This window comes from Mesorhizobium sp. M0768 (assembly GCF_040320195.1).
Classification (GTDB): Bacteria; Pseudomonadota; Alphaproteobacteria; order Rhizobiales; family Rhizobiaceae; genus Mesorhizobium.
In genome coordinates, this window is sequence record NZ_JAMYPD010000004.1 from 336979 (window position 1) to 358363 (window position 21385).

Annotated in this window: 22 protein-coding genes; 3 read left to right on the forward strand and 19 right to left on the reverse strand. The window is 62.8% G+C overall.

Translation table 11 applies throughout. The annotated features are described in order from the left end of the window. Window positions 1-54 precede the first annotated feature (54 nt). Together NKI08_RS08310 and glmM are read right to left on the reverse strand one after the other, a co-directional pair. Window positions 55-894, reverse strand: coding sequence for an outer membrane protein (locus tag NKI08_RS08310; RefSeq protein ID WP_352471192.1), 840 nt, complete (start codon window positions 892-894; stop codon window positions 55-57). 226 nt (window positions 895-1120) lie between these two features. Next, the gene (gene glmM, locus NKI08_RS08315; RefSeq protein WP_352768334.1) at window positions 1121-2473 is read right to left on the reverse strand and encodes a phosphoglucosamine mutase; all 1353 of its coding nucleotides are present in this window, start codon (window positions 2471-2473) and stop codon (window positions 1121-1123) included. Window positions 2474-3346: 873 nt separating this feature from the next. On the opposite strand from glmM, the gene NKI08_RS08320 reads away from it, so the two are divergent. Further along, complete coding sequence (locus NKI08_RS08320; RefSeq protein ID WP_502899573.1) at window positions 3347-4009, forward strand: hypothetical protein; 663 nt, start codon at window positions 3347-3349, stop codon at window positions 4007-4009. A 529-nt stretch (window positions 4010-4538) separates the two neighbouring features. Here NKI08_RS08320 and ftsH read toward each other — a convergent pair. The 16 genes from ftsH to NKI08_RS08400 form a co-directional block, all read right to left on the reverse strand. Continuing rightward, window positions 4539-6464, reverse strand: a complete 1926-nt coding sequence (ftsH, locus tag NKI08_RS08325; RefSeq protein ID WP_023677989.1) for an ATP-dependent zinc metalloprotease FtsH — start codon at window positions 6462-6464, stop codon at window positions 4539-4541. 106 nt (window positions 6465-6570) lie between these two features. Then, on the reverse strand, window positions 6571-8007 hold the full coding sequence (gene tilS, locus NKI08_RS08330; RefSeq protein ID WP_352768340.1) for a tRNA lysidine(34) synthetase TilS: 1437 nt from the start codon (window positions 8005-8007) through the stop codon (window positions 6571-6573). A 54-nt stretch (window positions 8008-8061) separates the two neighbouring features. Continuing rightward, window positions 8062-9171, reverse strand: coding sequence for a tol-pal system protein YbgF (gene ybgF / locus NKI08_RS08335; RefSeq protein ID WP_352589950.1), 1110 nt, complete (start codon window positions 9169-9171; stop codon window positions 8062-8064). 175 nt (window positions 9172-9346) lie between these two features. Beyond that, window positions 9347-9853, reverse strand: coding sequence for a peptidoglycan-associated lipoprotein Pal (gene pal, locus NKI08_RS08340; RefSeq protein ID WP_023677992.1), 507 nt, complete (start codon window positions 9851-9853; stop codon window positions 9347-9349). Between the two features lie 222 nt (window positions 9854-10075). Next, window positions 10076-10453 carry a four helix bundle protein gene (locus NKI08_RS08345; protein ID WP_352768345.1) on the reverse strand — a complete coding sequence of 126 codons (378 nt, stop codon included), beginning with the start codon at window positions 10451-10453 and terminating at the stop codon, window positions 10076-10078. 58 nt (window positions 10454-10511) lie between these two features. Next, entirely contained in the window at window positions 10512-11783 is a 1272-nt protein-coding gene (gene tolB / locus NKI08_RS08350; protein ID WP_245274748.1) for a Tol-Pal system beta propeller repeat protein TolB, read from the reverse strand. A 78-nt stretch (window positions 11784-11861) separates the two neighbouring features. Continuing rightward, window positions 11862-13019 (reverse strand): cell envelope integrity protein TolA, encoded by a 1158-nt coding sequence (gene tolA, locus NKI08_RS08355; RefSeq protein WP_352768348.1) that lies wholly within the window; start codon window positions 13017-13019, stop codon window positions 11862-11864. A 7-nt stretch (window positions 13020-13026) separates the two neighbouring features. Beyond that, window positions 13027-13485, reverse strand: a complete 459-nt coding sequence (gene tolR / locus NKI08_RS08360) for a protein TolR (RefSeq protein WP_352522864.1) — start codon at window positions 13483-13485, stop codon at window positions 13027-13029. Between the two features lie 9 nt (window positions 13486-13494). After that, window positions 13495-14205 carry a protein TolQ gene (tolQ, locus tag NKI08_RS08365; protein WP_023677997.1) on the reverse strand — a complete coding sequence of 237 codons (711 nt, stop codon included), beginning with the start codon at window positions 14203-14205 and terminating at the stop codon, window positions 13495-13497. 295 nt (window positions 14206-14500) lie between these two features. After that, complete coding sequence (gene ybgC, locus NKI08_RS08370; protein WP_352471199.1) at window positions 14501-14971, reverse strand: tol-pal system-associated acyl-CoA thioesterase; 471 nt, start codon at window positions 14969-14971, stop codon at window positions 14501-14503. A 127-nt stretch (window positions 14972-15098) separates the two neighbouring features. Continuing rightward, window positions 15099-16139, reverse strand: a complete 1041-nt coding sequence (gene ruvB / locus NKI08_RS08375; protein ID WP_023677999.1) for a Holliday junction branch migration DNA helicase RuvB — start codon at window positions 16137-16139, stop codon at window positions 15099-15101. Between the two features lie 43 nt (window positions 16140-16182). After that, window positions 16183-16803 (reverse strand): Holliday junction branch migration protein RuvA, encoded by a 621-nt coding sequence (gene ruvA / locus NKI08_RS08380; RefSeq protein ID WP_023678001.1) that lies wholly within the window; start codon window positions 16801-16803, stop codon window positions 16183-16185. A gap of 13 nt (window positions 16804-16816) precedes the next feature. After that, entirely contained in the window at window positions 16817-17239 is a 423-nt protein-coding gene (locus tag NKI08_RS08385; protein WP_023678002.1) for a type II toxin-antitoxin system VapC family toxin, read from the reverse strand. Then, complete coding sequence (locus NKI08_RS08390; RefSeq protein WP_352450829.1) at window positions 17217-17486, reverse strand: AbrB/MazE/SpoVT family DNA-binding domain-containing protein; 270 nt, start codon at window positions 17484-17486, stop codon at window positions 17217-17219. Before NKI08_RS08390 ends, NKI08_RS08385 begins: the two co-directional genes overlap by 23 nt. A gap of 56 nt (window positions 17487-17542) precedes the next feature. Next, on the reverse strand, window positions 17543-18055 hold the full coding sequence (gene ruvC, locus NKI08_RS08395; protein ID WP_352450830.1) for a crossover junction endodeoxyribonuclease RuvC: 513 nt from the start codon (window positions 18053-18055) through the stop codon (window positions 17543-17545). A 263-nt stretch (window positions 18056-18318) separates the two neighbouring features. Next, a complete protein-coding gene (locus tag NKI08_RS08400) occupies window positions 18319-19173 on the reverse strand; it encodes an SDR family oxidoreductase (RefSeq protein WP_352450831.1) in 855 nt (284 codons plus the stop codon). Window positions 19174-19365: 192 nt separating this feature from the next. Between NKI08_RS08400 and NKI08_RS08405 the strand changes: the two genes are divergently transcribed. Further along, the gene (locus tag NKI08_RS08405) at window positions 19366-19683 is read left to right on the forward strand and encodes a winged helix-turn-helix transcriptional regulator (protein ID WP_352450832.1); all 318 of its coding nucleotides are present in this window, start codon (window positions 19366-19368) and stop codon (window positions 19681-19683) included. A 38-nt stretch (window positions 19684-19721) separates the two neighbouring features. Here the strand turns inward: NKI08_RS08405 and rcdA are convergent, their stop codons facing one another. After that, entirely contained in the window at window positions 19722-20249 is a 528-nt protein-coding gene (gene rcdA / locus NKI08_RS08410) for a protease adaptor protein RcdA (protein WP_352450833.1), read from the reverse strand. A gap of 580 nt (window positions 20250-20829) precedes the next feature. On the opposite strand from rcdA, the gene NKI08_RS08415 reads away from it, so the two are divergent. Beyond that, window positions 20830-21381: a DUF2269 family protein gene (locus tag NKI08_RS08415; protein WP_352768354.1), complete on the forward strand. Its 552-nt coding sequence runs from the start codon at window positions 20830-20832 to the stop codon at window positions 21379-21381. The last annotated feature ends 4 nt before the right edge of the window (window positions 21382-21385 follow it).

A 21385-nucleotide genomic window follows, 5' to 3' on the forward strand; every position in this document is an offset into this window, starting at 1 on the left:
CGAAACTGCCCGGCATCAGCCGGGCGGTCGACGAATTCCTCGATTTCGAAGCGACTACTTCGTGTAGACGGGCTCGGGTTCCGGGACGTAAGGCTCCGGCGGCGCACAGTCCGACCTGCCGAACTGGTAGCGCAGGCCGCCGCGCACTTCGTGAACGTTGATACCTTTGTCATAGCCGGGGCCGACATTGGGGAGGGAGGCATAGTCGAACATCTTACCGCCGTTGATGTGGCTGAAGCGGTAGCCGACATCTAGTTTGACGCGGTCAGTCAAGCAGTAGGATGCGCCCGCCATGGCAGCATAGGCAAACCGCCAGCCCTTGCCACCGGCATGATCAAATGAACCGTCGCTGTCCACGTTGTGCAGTTCATCCCACTTGACCCAGGCACCGCCGATGCCGGCGCCGACGTAAGGCGTGATCCCATGCCAGGTGCCGATATCGACATAGGCGTTGGCCAAGAGCAGCAGCGCCGAATAGGACGAGGTATCGACGGACGTGCAAGGCGTTTGCTGTGGGCCGCAGAAGCCGTTGGTCGAGCCGCGGAATTTGGACTTGCTCATCCAGTCCAGGGTGAGATCGGTGCGGAAATGCTCGTCGATCTGGTAACCAACACCGCCGCCGGCCGAGAAGGCGCCATCCAGCTTGCCTGTATCGAACTTGCCGGGATTCTGGGGCGCCACACCGTAGGTGATGTAGTCGCCACCACGAAACCTCGACCAGTGATAGTCGATGTCGCCGCGGATATACCAGCCGCCGAATTCGGCCGGCTGCTCATAGGCAACCGGTGGCGGTGCCTCCTCGACGACGGGCGGCTCGACGAAATCGGCGGCGAATGCCGGTCCGACGCCGGCAAACAGCGCGGCCAGAAGAGCCATTCTAGCTGTGTTGAACATGCTTATCACCCCTGAGAACCCTCGAACGGCGAACGCGCCCGAAATGTGATTGACCTCAGTTGTGGATAATGAATCGGAAAGGTTAAAAGGCGTTTAACCGTATTGATTAACCACGAATCTCTAAAAGTCGAGCAATCTGGCGGCCGTTGCTGCAGGCGGAGCTGGCCGCGACCCAATAAAAAAGCCCGCCGGCAAGGCGGGCTTTTGAACCGATGTTGGAGGGAGATCAGGCGGCGCTGCGCGTTTCCGAAATGACCTCGACGATGTCGTTGACCACGGACTCGACAAGCTGCGGGTCGTCGCCCTCCGCCATGACGCGGATGAGCGGCTCCGTGCCGGATGGCCGGATGACCAGGCGCCCGGCCTTGCCGAGGCGATTGCGCGCATCTTCGATCGCCACCTTGACCGGCGCCTCCTCCAGCGGCTTGCCGCCGGAAATATGCACATTCTTCAAAAGCTGCGGCACCGGCTCGAATTTCTTCGACAGTTCGCTGACCGGTCGGTTATGCCGCTTGATGCAGGCGAGCACTTGGAGCGCCGAGACGAGGCCGTCGCCGGTGGTCGAGAAATCGGACAGCACGATGTGGCCCGACTGTTCGCCGCCGACATTGAGTCCATGGGCACGCATGTGCTCGACGACATAGCGGTCACCGACCTTGGTGCGATGCAACTGCAGGTTCATGTCGCCGAGGAAGCGTTCGAGGCCGAGATTGGACATCACCGTCGAGACGACGCCGCCGCCGGCCAGCCGTCCGCTCTGCTGCCAGGATTCGGCGATCAGCGCCATGATCTGGTCGCCATCGACGATCGCTCCGTTCTCGTCGACAATGACGACACGGTCGGCATCGCCGTCGAGCGCAATGCCGATATCGGCGCGCACCTCGTGCACCTTCTTTTGCAGACCGGCCGGATGAGTCGAGCCGCATTCCTTGTTGATGTTGAAGCCGTTCGGCTCGACATTGATGGCAACGACCTCGGCGCCGAGTTCCCACAGCGCGTCGGGCGCCACCTTGTAGGCGGCGCCATTGGCGCAATCGACGACGATGCGCAGGCCCGACAGCGACATCGAGCGCGGCAGCGTGCGCTTGGCGAATTCGATATAGCGGTCATGCACGCCGTCGACGCGTTTGGCGCGGCCGAGCCCATCGGAATCGGCGAGCGCCAGTTCGATATCCTTGTCGAGCATCCCCTCGATACGCTCCTCGATCTCATCGGACAGCTTGTAGCCATCGGGGCCGAACAGCTTGATGCCGTTGTCGTAATAGGGGTTGTGCGAGGCAGAGATCATCACGCCGATATCGGCGCGCAGCGAGCGCACCAGCATGGCAACAGCCGGCGTCGGGATCGGGCCGAGCAGGAAGACATCCATGCCGGCGGCGCACAGGCCGGACACCATGGCGTTCTCGATCATGTAGCCGGAAAGCCTGGTATCCTTGCCGAGCACGACGCGGTGGCGGTGGCTGCCGCGCTGGAACGAGAGGCCGGCGGCCATGCCGACCCGCATGGCGACCTCCGCCGTCATTGGAAACTTGTTGGCGCGCCCACGAATGCCGTCCGTACCGAAATAATGTCCTGCCATGTTCGCCAGCTTCCCGATGGTTCTTTCCGAGCATCTCATGCCATAAAATGGCCCAAGCCCCGTCATCACATTGTATGATTATGGACGACCAATCCTTAGAAAATTGTTGTTTTGTGTGTTTTACGTCACGCTAGTGTGTTGATTTTCAAGTTCCGAGCCCTTGTTGCGGCAGCAGCATCAGAAACGTCAACTCAAACCTCATCTGGATCCTTTTGGCTGTGGCAGTGTGGCCTTGAACCCGAATCCGCATCGTGCTGCTCCAGACAGCGGTGGCTCAGGTCCGCCGCAGCCGCCGATTTGACTGGCTGTCATTCGACGCAGTGTCCTCGCTGGGAACCAGCCATAGGCGCGCGCTCCGTGCAATGCACCCGGACGAACTTGGCGGGGAGACGGTCCCGGCAACGAATTCATCACCTTAAAGAAAAGAATGCACTTCTAAATTTGTCTCTACGCTACTTAGCATCTGGCGCAACCAGCCGTTGAGCGCTATTGCTGCACTGGGACATATCATGAACCGCCGCAGGGAGAAAACGCATGCTCATCCACCGACTTGCCACTTTGACGGGTCTTGCCGTCGCGACCTTATTCCTGGCGGCGCCTGCCAGCGCGCTGACCATGGCCGAGTGCAGCACCAAGTATAATGCGGCCAAGGACGCGGGAACGCTTGGCGGGCAGAACTGGAACCAGTTCCGCAAGGCCCAATGCGGCACCGATGCTTCCGCCGCTGCAACCGAACCCGCGCCAGCCAAAGCCACGGCCAAGGCCGCCGACACGACCAAGGCAGCCGCCGCCGACGATGCGGCGCCGGGCCTGACGGCGAAGGAGTGCAGCACCAAATACCAGGCCGCCAAGGCTGCCGGCACGCTCAACGGCATGAAGTGGAACGACTTCCGCAAGACCCAGTGCGCCGCCGGCGCGACGGCAGCCGCACAACCCGCCGCCACGACCAAAGCAGCGGCGGCCAGCAGCGATGACGCAGCGCCTGGGCTGACGGCCAAGGAGTGCAGCACCAAATACCAGGCCGCCAAGGCTGCCGGCACGCTCAACGGCATGAAATGGAACGACTTCCGCAAGAGTGAATGCGCCGCCGGCGCAAGTGCAGCTGCACAACCCGCCGCGGCACCTGCCAAGGCGACGACAGCCGCCGCGACCGATACCGGCAAAGGCCTCAGCATGGCGGATTGCAGCGCCAAATATCAGGCTGCCAAGGCCGGCAACACGCTGAATGGCATGAAGTGGAACGACTTCCGCAAGAGCCAATGCGGCGCCGGCGCAGCCGACGACGACACCCTGCCGGCTCCCGATGCCAAATACACCGGTGATCCGCAACCGCCGACCATCACCGCCCCCCAGGGCGTGAAATTCCCGACGGGGATCTCCAAGAAGTATGCAACCGAGACCCCGGCCAAGGGCCGCATGCACACCTGTCTCGACCTCTACTACGCCAACAAGGACGCCAACACGCTGGGCGGCCTCAGGTGGATCCAGAAGGGCGGCGGCTTCTACAGCCTCTGCAACGCCAAGCTGAAGAGCTGACCGGCGCCACCATCCGACGACATGAGCCCGCGAGCCGCAAGGTTCGCGGGCTTTTTGTTGCTGCCGAACAAGTGAGAGGGCCTTCCGAGGTCGAACCAACTGTCAGATCGTGTTTCTTGGCTCTGTCCGGCCGACATCGATCTCGGCACCACCGGAACTCTCATAGCCAGAAGCAGAAAACCCGCCTCGGCGGGCGGGTCATTCAGCGCCAATTGGCACCACACCCAAATTGATAGCATAGCTGCCGGCACAAAGCAAGAACAAAATGTGGCGCCGCCGGCAAAAAATGCGAGCTTCATTCTCCGGCGCGCTTTGTCGATCTTCCCGAAGTAGTCAACGAGGCCGATAGAAGGCTCCATTCCTTCGCGCCTCTCTCTGTCCTGCCGGACATCCCCCCGCGAGGCGGGAGATTGGCCGTCATCGTCACTTTCGCCAATTTCCTGCGATGCAGGAAGGGTCGCATTCCCCAAGAGAAAACGCCGCGGTTAGAGCCGCGGCGTTTCGAAGTCGATCTGTGCCGGGCCGGAGCCTAGCTTGACGGCTGAGGTTCCATGCCGCCTTCGGGCTCGGGGCCTTTCTTGCGGCGGCCGGACTTCGGCACGGCCGAGCCGCGGCTCGGCGGCGTGTCGTCGCCAAGGTCGCGCGCGGGCTTATTGCCGGCGATCAGCTGCTTGATCTCCTCGCCGGACAGCGTCTCGTATTCGAGCAGGCCCTGCGCCAGCGCGATCCATTCCTTCTTTTTCTTGGTCAGGATAGACCTTGCCGTCGAATAGGCCTCGTCGATCAGCCGGCGCACTTCGGCGTCGATGATTTGCGCCGTCTCTTCCGAGATGTTCTGCGTGCGCGCCACCGAATGGCCGAGGAACACCTCCTCCTGGTTGTCGCCATAGGCGACATGGCCGAGCTTGTCGGAGAAGCCCCAGCGCGTCACCATGGCACGCGCCAGCTTGGTCGCCTGCTCGATATCGGAGGAGGCGCCGGAGGTGATGTTCTCCTTGCCGAACTTGAACTCCTCGGCGACACGGCCGCCCATCATGATGGCGAGGCGCGAGATCATGTATTTGTAGCTCATCGAATAGCGGTCGCCTTCCGGCAGCTGCATGACCATGCCGAGTGCCCGGCCGCGCGGAATGATGGTCGCCTTGTGCAGCGGATCGGCCGACGGCACGTTGAGCGCCAGGATGGCATGACCAGCCTCGTGATAGGCGGTCAGTTCCTTCTCGGCCTGTGTCATCGCCGACGAGCGGCGCTCGGCGCCCATCATGATCTTGTCCTTGGCGTCCTCGAATTCGGCCATGGTGACGAGGCGCTTGTTGCGCCGCGCCGCCATCAGGGCGGACTCGTTGACCAGGTTCATCAGATCGGCGCCGGAAAAGCCCGGCGTGCCGCGCGCGATCACCTTGAGGTCGACATTGGGCGCCAGCGGCACGTTGCGCACATGCACCTTCAGGATCTTCTCGCGGCCGACTATGTCGGGGTTCGGCACCACCACCTGGCGGTCGAAGCGGCCCGGCCTCAGCAGCGCCGGATCGAGCACGTCTGGCCGGTTGGTGGCGGCGATCAGGATGATGCTTTCGTTGGATTCGAAGCCATCCATCTCGACCAGCAACTGGTTCAGCGTCTGCTCGCGTTCATCATTGCCGCCGCCCAGGCCGGCGCCGCGATGGCGGCCGACCGCGTCGATTTCGTCGATGAAGATGATGCAAGGCGCGTTCTTCTTGGCCTGGTCGAACATGTCGCGGACGCGGCTTGCGCCGACGCCGACGAACATCTCGACGAAGTCCGAGCCCGAAATGGTGAAGAACGGCACGTTGGCTTCACCCGCGACCGAGCGGGCGAGCAGCGTCTTGCCGGTTCCGGGAGGACCGACGAGCAGCACACCGCGCGGGATCTTGCCGCCGAGCCGCTGGAATTTCTGCGGGTCGCGCAGGAACTCGACGATCTCTTCCAGATCTTCCTTGGCTTCGTCGACGCCGGCGACGTCCTGGAAGGTGACGCGGCCATGTGCTTCGGTCAAAAGCTTGGCCTTCGACTTGCCGAAGCCCATGGCGCGGCCGGAACCGGACTGCATCTGGCGCATGAAGAATATCCAGACGCCGAGGATGAGGATCATCGGCAGCCAGGAGATCAGGGTGCCGAACAGCGAATTGGAGCCGTCGGATTCAGGACGCGCATTGATGGTGACGTTCTTGTCCTGCAGGCGCGAAACCAGTGACGGGTCCCCAGGCGAATAGGTCTGGAAGCCGTTGGAACTGTCCGTGTAATTGCCGGAGATACGGGCGCCGGCGATGGTCACCGACTTGATCCGTCCCGCCGCGACTTCCTGCAGGAACTGCGAATAGGGAACATCGCTCGAGGCTCCACGCGTCTGCGGCGTCTGGAAAAGATTGAAGAGAGCGATGAGCAGGACCGCTATGATCGCCCAGAGCGCGAGGTTGCGATAATTCGGATTCATCAATTGTCCCGTTGGCGCCCGCTGGGCGGACACGCGTCGTGAGAGGAAACTTGGCCCTAACATAGGGAGAGCGTCTCCCATTGCCAAGCATAACAGCAGGTCTCGGTTAAGCTTTCGCCCGTGGTAGGCCGGCATTGTGGCCGCCGAACGGCACGGCTGGAACGGGCGCCGCGCCAAGCAACGCGGCGACGGCATCGGCCGGCGCCAGATCGAAGGACGGCAGGAAACGGGCGAAGGGCGCGACTGCCGGATATGCGGCGACAGCCGCCGGCATCGGGCCTTCCCCGGGCAAACCCCGGCCTTCCCCGAGCAAACCGAGGCATTCGCCGTCCCGCCAGAGCGCCGGCTCGGCGGCCAAGGCGGCACGCACAAGGCTTGCCGGCGTGCCATGCCCGGCAATTGCCCGCTTTGCGGCAAGAGCCGCCCCGAGCGGTGCTATCAACAGCGGCGCGATCATCAACAATGCACCGGGACTGTCGCCCAATGTGATCCGTCTGCGGCCGTCCCACAGGGCATTGCCGGAAACCGCAACAGCGGGCGGCAGATCGCGCAATTCGCGGTGCAGAAAGATGCCGGTACGCCGGGCATCGACCACGGTCCGCGACAATGTGGCACAAAGCGGCCCGGTGCGGAACCGGCCGAAAAGGGCTTCGCTGCGGGCCTGGTCGGGAAGGAAGGCGGTGCCGCCGGTCGCCGCCAGCAGGATGCGCAGCGCATAAATGGCCGACCGGCTGTCGGCGGCCGTCGCAAAATCCCGATCGAGCCGGACGAGGCCGGCGGCCGGCCTGGAGGCCAAGCTGCGGATCAGCATGGCCGCGCGATGTCCCAGCTGCTCACGCTCGACCGCCGCCTTTCTGGCCAGCGCCATAGCTTCAGCCATGCGAGGCGCATCGTCGCCTTCAACAAGTGCTGCGCGGACGCGCGGCCGCTCGAAAGCGGTGTCGGCATTGGTCGGATCTTCGATCCAGGCAACCTGTTCACGCCGCAGGAATTCGCGCAGCTCAGCACGCCTTACGCCGAGCAGCGGCCGCACGATCCAGTGCCGCCACTCGTAGAGGGTTGCCGGCGCCATGCCGGCAAGGCCCCGCGCTTCGTCGCGCGGCCTTTCCTCACCTGGCCCGTCGTCACGTGCTTGCCGCATCAGCACGGTCTCGGCCTGGTCGTCGGCGGTGTGGCCGGTCAGGATCAGGCCGATGCCTGCCGCTTCGGCGGCCTCGGCGAGCAGCCGGTAGCGCGCCTCGCGCGCGGCGGCGGGCAGGCCGGTCGATGGTTTGTGCCCCGACCAGGCGAGGATGCGATGGGCAATGCCGCGCGCCGCGCACAGCCTGGCCACGGCTTGCGCTTCCGCTGCCGCTTGCGGCCGCAATTGATGATCGATCGTTACCGCCAGCAATTTCGTTGCCGGGGCGTTACGATCGAGATGGGCTTTGAGGAGGAGGAGAAGGGCGGTCGAGTCGCTGCCGCCGGACACGGCCGCAACAGCGCCGTTGGAAAAGTCGATCCGCGAAAAATCCGAAAGGTCAGGCTCGCTGTCGAGCGTCATGCATGTCGCCCAAGCGTGGGCCTGGTTTTGCGGCAACGACACGCAACGGAAAAACTAGCACGCCGCGAGTGCCCTTTCCTGCTTGACCCGCTCCTTGAGCGCGCCGGAAATATCGGGGTAGCGCTTGCCGATCTCGCTGAAAGTGGCACAGGCCACGTCGCGCTGCTTCAGCCCGACCAGTGAAACGCCGAGCTTCAGCAGCATGTCTGGCGCCTTCTTGGCCTTGGGATAGTCCTTGCTGGCAGCGAGGAAAGTCTCGGCCGCATCGCGGTATTTCTGCTGGCCGAGCAGCGATTCACCAAGCCAGTAATGCGCGTCCGCTGCTTTGGCGTCCTTGGGAAAACGGGCGATATGGTCGCGGAAGCCCTGTTCGGCGGTGCTGTAGTCGCCCGACAGGATGAACTGGTAAGAGTTGCGGTAAAGCTCCTCCGGATCGTTGGTCGACGGGAGTGCCGCAACCACCGTATCGTCGGATTTACCGGCCTTGTTGCCGGCTGCGCTGGCGCCGTTGGCTGGGGCCGTATTCTGCTGCGGCGCATTCGCTTGCGCATTGCCATCGGCTTCGACGACATTGCCGTTTTTGTCGACGGTGATGGTGCCGAACGTCTTGGGCGGCGCGCCGGGGATCAGCTTGCCGGGATCGCCGTTGGGCGATTCGACGATGACGTCCTCGACGCTCTTGTCGCCGTCTGCCGCCTTGCCCGCATCGGCCGGAGCCGGCGTCCCCGGCGCCTCCGCCACGTTACTGTCGCCGTTGGGGCTGTCGCTGCTGGGCGCGGCCTCGGACTTCTTCTGCTCGGCCGGCTGCTGCGCGCCTTGCGGACCGCCTTCCAGCTGCTGGAAGCGGAATTCGTTGTCTTCCTGCTGCTTGCGGATCTGCTCCTGCATCTGCAGGACCTGGAAATTGAGTTCCTCGATCTTGCCATTCATCTGCCGGAGCTGTTCCTCCAGCGCCGGAGTGCCGGTACCATCCTGTTGCGCGAATTGAACCTGATCCGGCTTTTTCTTTTCGCCGAAAATGCCGGGCAGTTTGATCGTCGGCAGGTGGAAGGAAAAACCGCTTTCCGATGACTGCCCGGTGCCGTTTGCCCCGTCAGCAAGTGCCGCGATACTTGATACGAGCAGCAGCGCAAGCGTGCCGCTCAAGACCGATCTGAAATGCATGTGCCTCTCGCCGTGAAACCGTTAGCCTGTTGCGCGCCCTTTCCAACCGAAGTTGCCAGGCGCCCTCGGCTCTTAACAGGACGTGAGACTTCGGCCAAATTTTGTTTGGAGCGGGCAGATATGAAAAAGGCGGCCTTTTGGCCGCCTTTCGCACCAAGTGTTGCATTTATGCCGATCAAGAACCGGCGCCGCCCAGCGTGGTTACGGCGCGGCGGTTCTGCGACCAGCAGGAGATGTCGTCGCAAACCGCGACCGGACGCTCCTTGCCGTAGGAAATGGTCTTCAGGCGCTGCGCCGAAACACCCTTGGCGACCAGGAAGTCGCGTGTGGCGGCAGCACGGCGGGCGCCGAGCGCCAGATTGTATTCGCGCGTGCCGCGCTCGTCGGCATGGCCTTCGATGACGATGGCATACTGCTTGTACTGGTTCAGCCACTGCGCCTGGCGCGACAGCGTCGTCTGCGCATCGGCGCGGATCGAGGACGAATCGGTGTCGAAGAAGATGCGGTCGCCGATGTTGACGGTAAAGTCCTGGGCCGATCCGGGCGTTGCCGCGCCGGCGCCGTTGAGGCCGAGATCGGCGGCGCTGTTCGGCGTCTTCTTCGAGGCGCAACCGGTGATCGCGAGCATCGCGACCAGCGCGATCATGACCGGGTTTGTGGTAAGTGCTGCGATACGGCCCATGCCGCCTCTCCTTCGCAATTCGAGTGATTTCATTGATCGTCCAGTAACCACGTTTGGGTTAACCGACGCTCAAGAAACACGGTTAAAATTTGGTTTCGGCTGCCGTCCGCAACCGTTCTGCCGAGGGGCGACAATGAGCGCGGACCGTAGGCGGAAATGCGGCCAAAACATGAAAAAGAGGGAATTGAGGAAACTGAAGAACTGAGGAATTGAGGAAAGAGATCACCTCAGCTTCTCTATGAGATTGACCAGCATTCCGTAGATGCGGGCATAGGATTGCAACCAATCGTCGCGTTGCGCCTGTGTGATGTACTCGAGGTCGAACGCATACGAAATCCAGGTCTCCACCTCACTGTATGATCCTATGGCCATCGAAATGAAGCGTGCGAATTCGGGCTTGGAGTGAGTCTGTTTGGCAAAGCCTTCGGCGAAATTGGCGCAGATCGCCTTGCTGGAACGACGTAGTTGATCGGCGAGCGCGTATTGCTCCATTTTCGGAAAAGCAAGCGTGGCTCTGTGTACCCCAAGGGAAACCGCATAGGCACGCTTATAGACTTCTAAATCCCTCGCGTGCTCGATGTAGACCCCTGCCTTCTCCATTCTTCAGTTCTTCAACTCGTCAACTCGTCAGTTCTTCAATTCCTCAGTTCTTCTTCCATCACTCCAGCAGCGGCGACCAGGCCGGATCCGAGGCGAAGTTCGCCGTCGGGATCGACTGTTCGTTGCGGCCGGTGAGATCGACCGAAACAAGTTTTGGTCCACCATTGGAATCGCGGAAGAACATCAGCACCCGGCCGTTGGGCGCCCAGGTCGGCCCTTCCTGCTGAAAGCCGGTGGACAGGATGCGCTCACCCGAACCGTCGGTGCGCATGACGCCGATCTGGAATTCGCCGCCGGTCTGCTTGGTGAAGGCGATGAGATCGCCGCGCGGCGACCACACCGGCGTCGAATAGACGCCGTCGCCAAACGAGATGCGGGTCTGGCCCGAGCCGTCGGCGCCCATCACATAGATCTGCGCGCGGCCGCCGCGATCCGAGGTGAACACCACCTTGCTGCCGTCAGGCGAGTAGGACGGTGAGGTGTCGATGGCGGTCGAATTGGTGAGCCTGGTCGTCGAGCGGCTTCTCAGATCCATGGCGAAGATGTTGGAATTGCCGTCATCGCGCAGCAGGCTCATGATCACCTTCTGGCCGTCCGGCGAAAAGCGCGGCGCAAACGTCATGCCGGGGAAATTGCCGACCAGCTCGCGCTGCCCCGTCTCGATCTGCAGCAGGTACACCCGCGGCTGACCGCTTTCATAGGACATGTAGGTGATTTCCTGCCGGTTCGGCGAGAAGCGCGGCGTCAGCACGATCGATTTGCCGTTCGAGAGATAGCGGACGTTGGCGCCGTCCTGGTCCATGATGGCTAGCCGCTTCTTGCGCGCATTCTTGGCACCGGACTCGTCGATGAAGACGACGCGCGTGTCGAAATAACCCTTCTCGCCGGTCAGCCGCTCGTAGATCGCATCGGCGATGATATGGGCGACGCGCCTGGTATTGGCGTCGTTGGCGAAGAACTGCTCGCCCGACATCTGCTGGCCGGCAAACGTGTCCCACAACCGATACTGGGCGCGAATGCGGCCGTCAGCCTCCTTGCCGACACTGCCGGTGACCAGCGCCTGCGCATTGATCACCTTCCAGTCTTCGAAGCGCGGCGTGGCATCCGGGTTCGAGATCTTTTCGATGAAAGCGCTTTTGTCGATCGGCGCGAACAGGCCGGAGCGTTTCAGGTCGGCACTGACGATGCCAGAAATCTCGGCGCCGAGCGCATCGCCGCCCTGGAAGTCCGTGATGGCGATCGGCAACGGCTCGACATTGCCCTTATTGACGTTGAGCTCAACGAGCGCCCGCGCCGGCAGGGTGACAGCAACGGTCATACCCAGCGCCATCGCTGCGATCGTCAGGAGCGGCTTGAGGATGGATTTCATGTCTTCTCGCTTCTTTCGCTGATTCTGTGAGCGCCAGGCCTAAAGACCGAGCATCTCCCTGGGGTCAAAAGTGACCCGAACGTCGGACCAGATGTCTTGCTTGCCCGCCGGAACCTGCAAGCCGGCCACATCGCATTTCTGAACCGCGCGCACTGCACTTTCGTCAAACGGGCGGTTTCCGCTCGACTTTTCAACGCTCGGCCGGCCATCCAGCTTGCCGGAGGCGTCCAGATTAAACCGGACCACGACGACGAAATTCTCCGAACCCTCGAGCCCTGCCGGAAGCGTCCAGCAACCACCAAGCTGGGCCTCCAATGCCCCCTGCTCCGATTTCGAAAGCTTCTGGCCCTGATCCTTCTCGCCGCCGAGCGATGCCTGCTGGGTCGAGCGCTTGGCGCCGCCGCCGGACGGCTTCCGCTTGTCAAGCAGAGCCGAAATCTCGTCGGCGTTGAATTGCTTGTCGTCCGATTTCGGCCTGGATGAGGCTTCCTTGACCGGCTTGTCGGCGTCCTTGCGCTCCGGTGCCTTCGCGCTCTCGGCCTGGGCCGGCTGCGGCTTTGGCCGAGCCTCGGGTGCCGGCGCCGAGTCGGGAAGCTGCGCCTCCTCGGTTGGCGGTTGCTTGGCAATCGCCTCGGCGACGGCATCCGGCTTGACCTCGGGCTGCGGATCGATCGCGGCAGTCTTGTCCTGCGGCGGCGTGGGCGTCGGCTCCTTGGCCGGCGTCGGCTTGGGCTCGGTCTGCTTGACAGGTTCGGGCTTGACCTCTTCCTTCGGCTGCGGCACCGGCGCCACCTCCGTAGCAGGAATAGGCTTCGGCTCTTCCTTCGGCTTCGGCACGTCCTCGGGCTTGGGCTTTTCGACCGGCGTCGGCGCGGGTGGTGGAGCCGCCGTCATGTCGACTGGCTGGGGCTTGGGCTCAGGTGTCGGCGGCTTGTCGGTGTCGACGCTGTTATCGCCGACTTTCTGGGCATCGGGAACGATGTCGGGACGCTGCGTCGGTACCGGCGCCGGCTTGTCGTGCATTACAGCTTTCTTGTCGCCTTGCAGGACCTGTGCCGTCGCTTCCATCGGCACGATCTCGACCGACACCGATTCCGCATCGGACGCAGGCATCGCGGGCGGCGAGGACAACGTGAACAGCCCGAAGGCGATCGCCACCGTATGCAAGATCACCGATGTAGTGAGGCCGGTCCTCATCTTGCGTCTACTGATCCTGTTCCTGCAGTGAAACCAGGCCGATATTCTTGTAGCCAGCAGCCGAGATGCGGGCCATCACCTTCATGGCAGTGCCATAGTCGGTGGACTTGTCACCCCTGATGAAAATGCGCTCGTCATAGCCGGTCTTCGAGATCGCCTGCAGCTTTGCCACCAGCTCCTCGATCGGGATCTCGGTTTCCTGGAGGTAGATCTGACCGGCCGAGTTGATGGACACGGTTATAGGCTGCGTATCGGCGTTCATCGCTTTGGCCTGGGTATCCGGCAGGTCGATCGGCACGCCGACCGTCAGCAACGGCGCCGCGACCATGAAGATGATCAGCAGCACCAGCATCACGTCGACCATCGGCGTGACGTTGATCTCCGATATCAAGGCGTGATGGCGGCCGCGCCGCCTGTGGCCGCGCCCGCCGCGTCCTCCGCCACCCGCGCTTACGGACATTCCCATGATCGTCCCTCAGGCCTTCTGCGCGACTTTTTCATCGATTTGGCGCGAGAGTATGGCGGAGAACTCATCCGCGAACCCTTCCATGCGCACCGCGATCTTGCTCGCGTCGGACGACAGCTTGTTGTAGGCGATGACGGCCGGGATGGCGGCGAGCAGGCCGATGGCCGTCGCCAGCAGCGCTTCGGCGATGCCGGGCGCGACCACCGACAGGCTGGTGTTCTTCGAAGCGGCGATCGCCTGGAACGAGGTCATGATGCCGATCACGGTGCCGAACAGGCCGATGAAGGGCGCCGCCGAGCCGGTGGTGGCGAGGAAGCCGAGCCGCCCTTCCAGCTTTTCCATCTCGCGGGTCAGCGCCAGATCCATAGCCTTGTCGATGCGGGTCTGCAGGCCGAGCGGCGATTTTGCGCCCTTCTCGAAGCTCTTCTTCCATTCGCGCATGGCGGCGACGAAGATCGCGCTCATGCCGGTCGTCTTGCGGTCGGCGAGCGTGCGGTAAAGCTCTTCCAGCGACTGCCCCGACCAGAACACCTGTTCGAAGCGGTTGAGCGCCAGCCGCATGCGGGCATAGGCGACGAGCTTGTCGACGATGATCGCCCAGGTCCAGATCGAGGCACCAAGCAGCCCGATCATGACCAGCTTGACCACCCAACCGGCCTGCATGAACAAGGCCCAAATCGATAAATGCGCGCCCGGTTCGGCGAGAGCGATGTTTTCCATGTTACGTCCTTAAAGATTTTCGGGGCGTGGCTGGCGGCTGGCCCATGGGCATCCCTTGTGGTCCGTTCGCGTTAAGCTTGCGGAATAACCCCAAATGCACCGTTGGCGGCCTTTTCGGGGCAAATATTGGTGAAAGGAAGGCGCTTGGATTCTTCCAATCTTAACCAATCCCTTCATGGACCGTTATGGTTAAGGATGGGTTAGGACGTACAGCGCGGCGCATTGCCGCGCCCCGACGACCAGCCCGGCGATCCTCGCCTCGACCGGGAGCTCCGGATCTTCCGCCTCTGAACTCTTATTTGCGCGTTCCGGGCATGAAGGCTGCCACCCAATCCTTGGGAAAGCGCCGCGGCCGGCCGTTCTCGCCGACGATCGCCGCTTCGACCCGCGCCTCGACCAGCACTTCGCTGCCGCGTTTCAACTGCTGCGCCATGACGATGCGGGCGCCGGAAATGTCTTCGGTGCGCGTATCGATGGTCAGGATGTCATCCATGCGGGCCGAACCGCGGAAATCGATCTCCATGCGCCGCACCACCCAGACTATTTTCTCGCCATGCTTGCCGTCGGCAAGCTCGGTGTGGTGGACGCCGGCCAGCCGCAGATAGTCGGACCGGCCGCGCTCGAAGAATTCGAGATAGCGCGCGTGGTAGACGACGCCGGAAAAATCGGTGTCGGCATAATAGACCCGCGCCATCAGTCGATGGCCGAATTCCGTCAGCGCGCCGGAAAGTCCGGCGGACAATGCCGATTCACCGTGATCGTCCATTGCGCTGTCCTTTTGGCCCGACAGGCCCTGTTTCAAGCAACACCTGTTTTGCGCATAGACCGGCGATGATCAAGACCTGGAGGGCTGGGCCGGGGACTGCCAGCACCGAAGCCATAAGCAGCGGAACCTAGGGTTCTTCCTGGAACAGGCTGATCTGCTGCTGCGCCAGGTCCTTTGGCGCGTCGAGGCCGAGATGCCGCCAGGCATTGGCCGCCAGCACGCGGCCGCGCGGGGTACGCATGATGAAGCCTTGCTGGATCAGAAAGGGTTCGATGATGTCCTCGATGGCATCGCGTGGCTCGGAAAGCCCGGCCGCGATGGTCTCGATGCCGACCGGCCCGCCGCCGAAATTCCGGGCGATCATCGACAGATAACGGCGGTCGAGCGCGTCGAGGCCGAGCCCGTCGACCTCCAGCCGCGTCAGCGCCTCGTCGGCGACCTTGCGGTCGACATGACCGTCGCCGGCAACGCTGGCGAAGTCGCGCACCCGGCGCAACAGCCGGCCGGCGATACGCGGCGTGCCGCGCGCCCGCCGGGCGATCTCCAAGGCACCGTCGTCGCCGAGCGGCATGGCAAGGATGCGGGCGCCACGCCGCACGATCTGCTCGAGTTCCTCGACCGAGTAGAAATTGAGCCGCACCGGAATGCCGAAGCGGTCGCGCAGCGGGTTGGTCAAAAGGCCGAGCCGGGTGGTGGCGGCGACAAGCGTGAAGCGGGCCAGGTCGATCTTGACCGAGCGCGCCGCCGGCCCCTCGCCGATGATCAGGTCGAGCTGGAAATCCTCCATCGCCGGATAGAGGATTTCCTCGACCGCCGGGTTGAGCCGGTGGATCTCGTCGATGAACAGCACGTCGCGGTCTTCGAGGTTGGTGAGCAGCGCCGCGAGATCACCGGCCTTGGCGATGACCGGACCCGAGGTCGAGCGGAAATTGACGCCGAGCTCGCGCGCCATGATCTGCGCCAGCGTCGTCTTGCCGAGGCCGGGCGGGCCGACGAACAGCACATGGTCGAGCGCTTCGCTGCGGCCCTTGGCGGCCTCGATGAACACTTTGAGATTGGCCCGCACCGCCGCCTGGCCGACGAAGTCGCCGAGCGTCTGCGGCCGCAAGGTCTGCTCGGCGTCCTCGCCGCGTCTGTCGGGAGCAATGAGGCGTGGCGAAAGGCTCATGCCGCCTTCCTTGCATATGGCAAGGGACGGGACAAGCAACGTCTCACCGTGCCAGCTCCTTCAGCCCGAAGCGGATCAGCTTCGAGGCGTCCGCCTCCTCGCCTGCCGTCTTCAGCGCCGCCGCCACCGCATTGGCGGCGGTGTCGCGCGAATAGCCGAGATTGACCAGCGCCGAGACGGCGTCGGTGATCGGCGCCGAGGCGACGCCCTCGCCGAGCTCCTGCTTCAGGCCGATGGTGCCGGAGGCAGTGCCCGCATAGGCAGGCGCCTTGTTCTTCAATTCGGTGACGATGCGCTCCGCCACCTTCTTGCCGACGCCCGGCGCACGGCTGACCATGGCGATATCGCGCAACGCAATCGCATTGGCGAGATCGGCCGGCGCCAGAGTCGACAGGATGGCCAGCGCCACCTTGGCGCCGACGCCTTGCACATTGTTCATCAACAGCCGGAACCATTCGCGCTCCAGCACCGACTGGAACCCATAGAGCCGCAGCATGTCCTCGCGCACATAGGTCTCGATGAACAGCACGACCGCCTCGCCCGGCCGCGGCAATGCCGCCAGCGTGCGCGCCGAGCAGTAGGCGACATAGCCGACGCCATGCACGTCGACGATGCAGAAATCCTCGTCGATCTCATCCAGCGTGCCTTTTAGCTTGCCGATCATTTGAGCGTGCCGATCATGCCGGGTGGGTTTCCGGAGAGATGATATCGAGGTCCGGGAAATAGCCGCGATAGCGCGCAGCATTGCGCGTCAGCAGGCGATGCCCAGCGACAACCGCATGGGCTCCAATAAAGAAATCCGGCAAGGTTCGTTCGCGAATGCCGCCGGCGCGGCGATAGCGCGAGTGCGTGACACCAGCGAGGAAGGCTGCTTCCCACGGCAGAAATTCGCGATCCATCTTGAGCATGTCGGCTGCTTGACGAAGAGCCTGTTCGGTCGCAATCAACGGCGCGAGCTCGGACCAGACGATTGCATTGATTACGAGTGCGCCGTCGCGCCGGCATGCGGTAATCGCGGATGCCGACCATTTCGTCTCCCGTCCGGCAGGACCCCAAACGTCGATCAAGACATTTGTGTCAATCAATGTCGAGATCTTCACGTGGGCCCCTCAGCCATTCCACATATTCATCCGCCGTCATGCCTCCCAGATCCAGCGTACCGGCCATACGATCGAGTATCTGGCTGAATCTGCGCGAGGCTTCCTCCTCCGACATGTTTTCGTCGACGGCTATGACACGAGCGCCGTCCTCGGTGGGGACGAACTCCACCTCCGAGCCCGGGCCGATACCGAGATGATCCCGTATTTCCTTCGGGATGGTCACTTGGCCCTTGGTGGTAACGCGCATGGTAATACCTCGTTGGTATTACCTATTGCCCACTGGAGAACAAGTCAAGAACATACTTATCCGGCCAGCGCCGCCATCCTGTAGGCGATGCTCTGCCGGTGATGCGCGTGACAGATGGCGATGGCCAGCGCATCGGCGGCGTCGTCGGTGTCGAAAGTCGCCTTCGGCATCAGCACCTTGACCATCATGTGGATCTGCTTCTTGTCGCCATGGCCGACGCCGATCACCGCCTTTTTGACGGCGTTTGGCGCATATTCGGCAACGACAAGGCCGGCACGCGCCGGCACCAGCATGGCGATGCCGCGTGCCTGGCCGAGTTTCAGCGTCGCCGCCGCGTCCTTGTTGACGAAAGTTTGCTCGACCGCCGCCTCGTGCGGCATCGCGGCATGCAGGATCTCGGCGAGCCCGTCATGCAATTGGCAAAGACGCACCGCCAGCGCGGCCTTGTCGTCGGACCGCACCGTGCCGGAAGCGACGAAGCGCAGCGAATTGCCGAGGCTTTCGACTATGCCCCAGCCGGTGCGCCTCAGCCCTGGATCGATGCCGATGATGCGAATCGCTTCCCCCATCCGTCAACTTTAACCCCGGCGAGCGGCGATGCCAGCGAAATGTGAACAAACCAGAAACAGCAACCGAGTCTGGTTTAGAGAATGTTTGAGAATTCGCTCTGGCGAGACAGATAGCGTGGTTTTCGAGACCGGAGCGGAGCGTACATAAGTACGCGAGCACCGGAAGCGCAGAAAGCTGCGCTAGTCTAGTCGTTTGAATAACTGTTGGCGCGAGCGACAGACGGTCCTCTGATCCTTTGGCGGATGTGACAGCCGTCTCGGTTTCAACCGCGCAATGCTGCCGCAACGACGCTCTCCAGTGGCGTTGTCGGTCGACCGATCAGCCGGCTCATGGCGCCGCCGTCATCGAACAACGCTCCGCGTGAGGCTGCAATGTCGGCATCGGCCAGGATAGCGGCGAGATCGGCGGGCAGCCCGGCGCCTGTCAACACACCCTCATAGGCCGCCCCGGCAAGATCGTTGTAGGCGATCGCCTTGCCCGATTGCCGCGAGACCTTCGCCGCAAGCTCGGCGAGCGTGAAGGCTTGGTCCGCGGCGAGCTCGTAAGTCCTCCCTGCTTGATCCTCGCTCGTCAGCACCACGGCCGCGGCCTCGGCATAATCCTGCCGCGCCGCGGACGAGAAGCGCCCCTCATTTGCGGCGCCGATGAAGGCGCCGTGCTCCAGAGCCGCCGGGAGCGCCATCAGATGGTTCTCGGTGTACCAGCCGTTGCGCAGGATGACGGCGGGTAGGCCGGAGGCCGCGATGACCTCCTCCGTCTGCCGATGTTCGACCGCGAGCCTCGCGGGAGACGTGTCCGCATGCAGCATGCTTGTGTAAGCGATCAGCGAAACCCCCACCCGTTGGGCGGCCTTGATCACTGACCGATGCTGCGGCAAGCGGCCGCTGACTTCGGTCGAGGAAATCAGCAGCAGTCTATCGATGCCGGCCAGCGCCATCGGGAGCGTGTCGGGACGATTATAGTCCGCCTCCCGCACGACTACGCCGCGTTGGACAAGATCGCGGGCCTTTGCCGGATCACGAACCGCCGCAACGATCCGGCTGGCCGGAACTGTCTTCAGCAGTGCGTCGATCACGAGACGGCCAAGCTGTCCTGTTGCTCCAGTTATTGCGTACATCGTTCTGTCCATTTCGTGGTTGGATGGATTGAGAGCCTCAGATAGCGGCTCTCGTTACCATCGGAAACCACGTATCTTGTAGTTACCATCATTTTCCGGTAACCAACTGGAAACTCTCATGGAAGATGCGCCATGGTCCTCAGGATGCGAACGAAGGTGAAGGCGCTTCCCGGCTGCCCCATGTCGAGGTGCATGGCGCTGCTTGGCGGGTGCTGGACACCCGAGGTGCTCTGGTCCTTGAGCGACGGCCCGCGCCGGTTCTCCGAATTGCGCCGCGATATCCCAGCCATTTCGGCGAAGGTGCTGACCGCCAGGTTGCGCGATCTCGAGGAGCGTGGCGTCCTCGCACGCCACGTGATGCCGACATCGCCGCCGACCGTGGAGTATGAGCTGACGTCATTGGGGCAGGAGCTGCTCCCAGCGATCAGGTCTATCGTGGAGGTCGGATCGCGCCTGCTGCTGCGTGATTCTCCCCGCCTGATGATCGCGAGCCCGTCCCTTCGCGGTTAGTCTAGATGGCCGCCGGAGTAGAATTATGAAACGGTCTCTCAGCCGCGGGCGAAAGCCGTGTTGAGCAGCGTGATCTGGTCGGAGACCGGATTGAGGCGACGGCTCGACGGCGGCACCTCGGCAAGGCCGCCATAGATCTCCTCGTCCATCCGGCGCACCAACGCCTGCAGCCGCAGCGAACGGTTGACGAGGTCGATGAAATCCTTCGGCAGCTCGGCCCAGCCGGGCGCCTCGTCATGCGCCGAGGCAGTGTCGAGACGCACCTTGGATTTTTCTGAGGCCACTTGATCGCGGGTCATCTCGCCGGAATTCGCCGCCCGCTGCAAAAGCAGCCACGAGGCGACCTGCATCAGCCTGGTGGTCAGCCGCATCGATTCGGCCGCATAAAGCGTCGCCGCCAGCCTCGACAGCTTCTTGGCCTCGGCGCGGCCCTTGCCGTCGAGATATTCGGCCGCCTGCTCGACCAGGCCCATGCCTTCCTGATAGAGCGGCTTGAAGGATTGGGAGAAAACCCGGCGCTCCGCCAGCTTGATGGTTTTCGCGCTCGCCTTCGAAGGCTCGTTCATCGCTACGCCCCTGCACTTGCCTGACAGCCGGCCGATTCGGCTCTTGGCCGCCATATCCGGCAGCCTAAACGACTGAAGCTTGAAAATGCGCTTCGCTGCCAGCGAAGGCAAGCACATGTTTAACAAACGGTTAACGGCCGCATTTAGTCGGAAGGACGCCCATGCCGGCGGACAAAAAAAGAGCCGCGGATAAGGCGGCTCTCAGGAGTTTAACAGGGAGGCGTCAAACAAAGTGGCTCCAACCACTCGGTAAGAATCCAGATCACTGGATGGACATAGTAAACGCCTGTAAAGCTTAACGAAGCCTTAACGCGGGGCATATTTTTTGATCAAGCGCCCAGCATCTGTGCCGTAACAGCACAGCTGACTGGCCACGGCGCCGTTCACACCACCGGCTGGAAAGTCGGGGCGACGCGCTTGCGCCATGTTTCCTCCAGATCGCGACCGACATACCGAAACCGATCCACTCGCCGCGCGACATCGTTCCGAAACAGGCGCCGCGCTAAACGCCCGCTCCTCGCAACGAGGCGGAGCAAACCTTGCGCTCCGGCAAATCATCAAATCTCTCAAGGAGCGAATAATGGACTGGTACTCGGCCGTTAAATTTCTGCATGTCGTCTCGGCGATCCTCTGGGTCGGCGGCGGCTTCACGCTGATGCTGCTCGCGGTACGCGCCGACCGCGCCGGGAACGTCGAAGGCATGCTGCAGGCGATGCGCGCCACCGGCGAGCTCGGCAACCGGTTCTTCGCGCCGATGTCGATGCTGACATTGCTTTTCGGCCTCATCATGTGCGGCTTCTGGGTCGGCTTTTCCGATCTGTGGGTGCTGATCGGCCTTGCCGGTTATGCGACGACCTTCTGCATCGGCATGTTCATCTTCAAGCCGACTGCCGACCGCATGGCAGGCATGATCGCCAAGGAGGGTGTGACGCCGGCGGTGCTTGCCCAGGGCCAGCGCGTCCTCAGCGCCGCGCGCTTCGACTATTCGGTGATGCTGGTGATCATCGCGGACATGGTGCTGAAGCCGACGCTGCACGACATCACCATTCTGGGCTGCATGGCGCTCATACTGGCAACCGGCATTGCCCTGGCGCTTGGCAGGACGCGGCAGTTGCTGCCGAGTGCCGCCTGAGGTG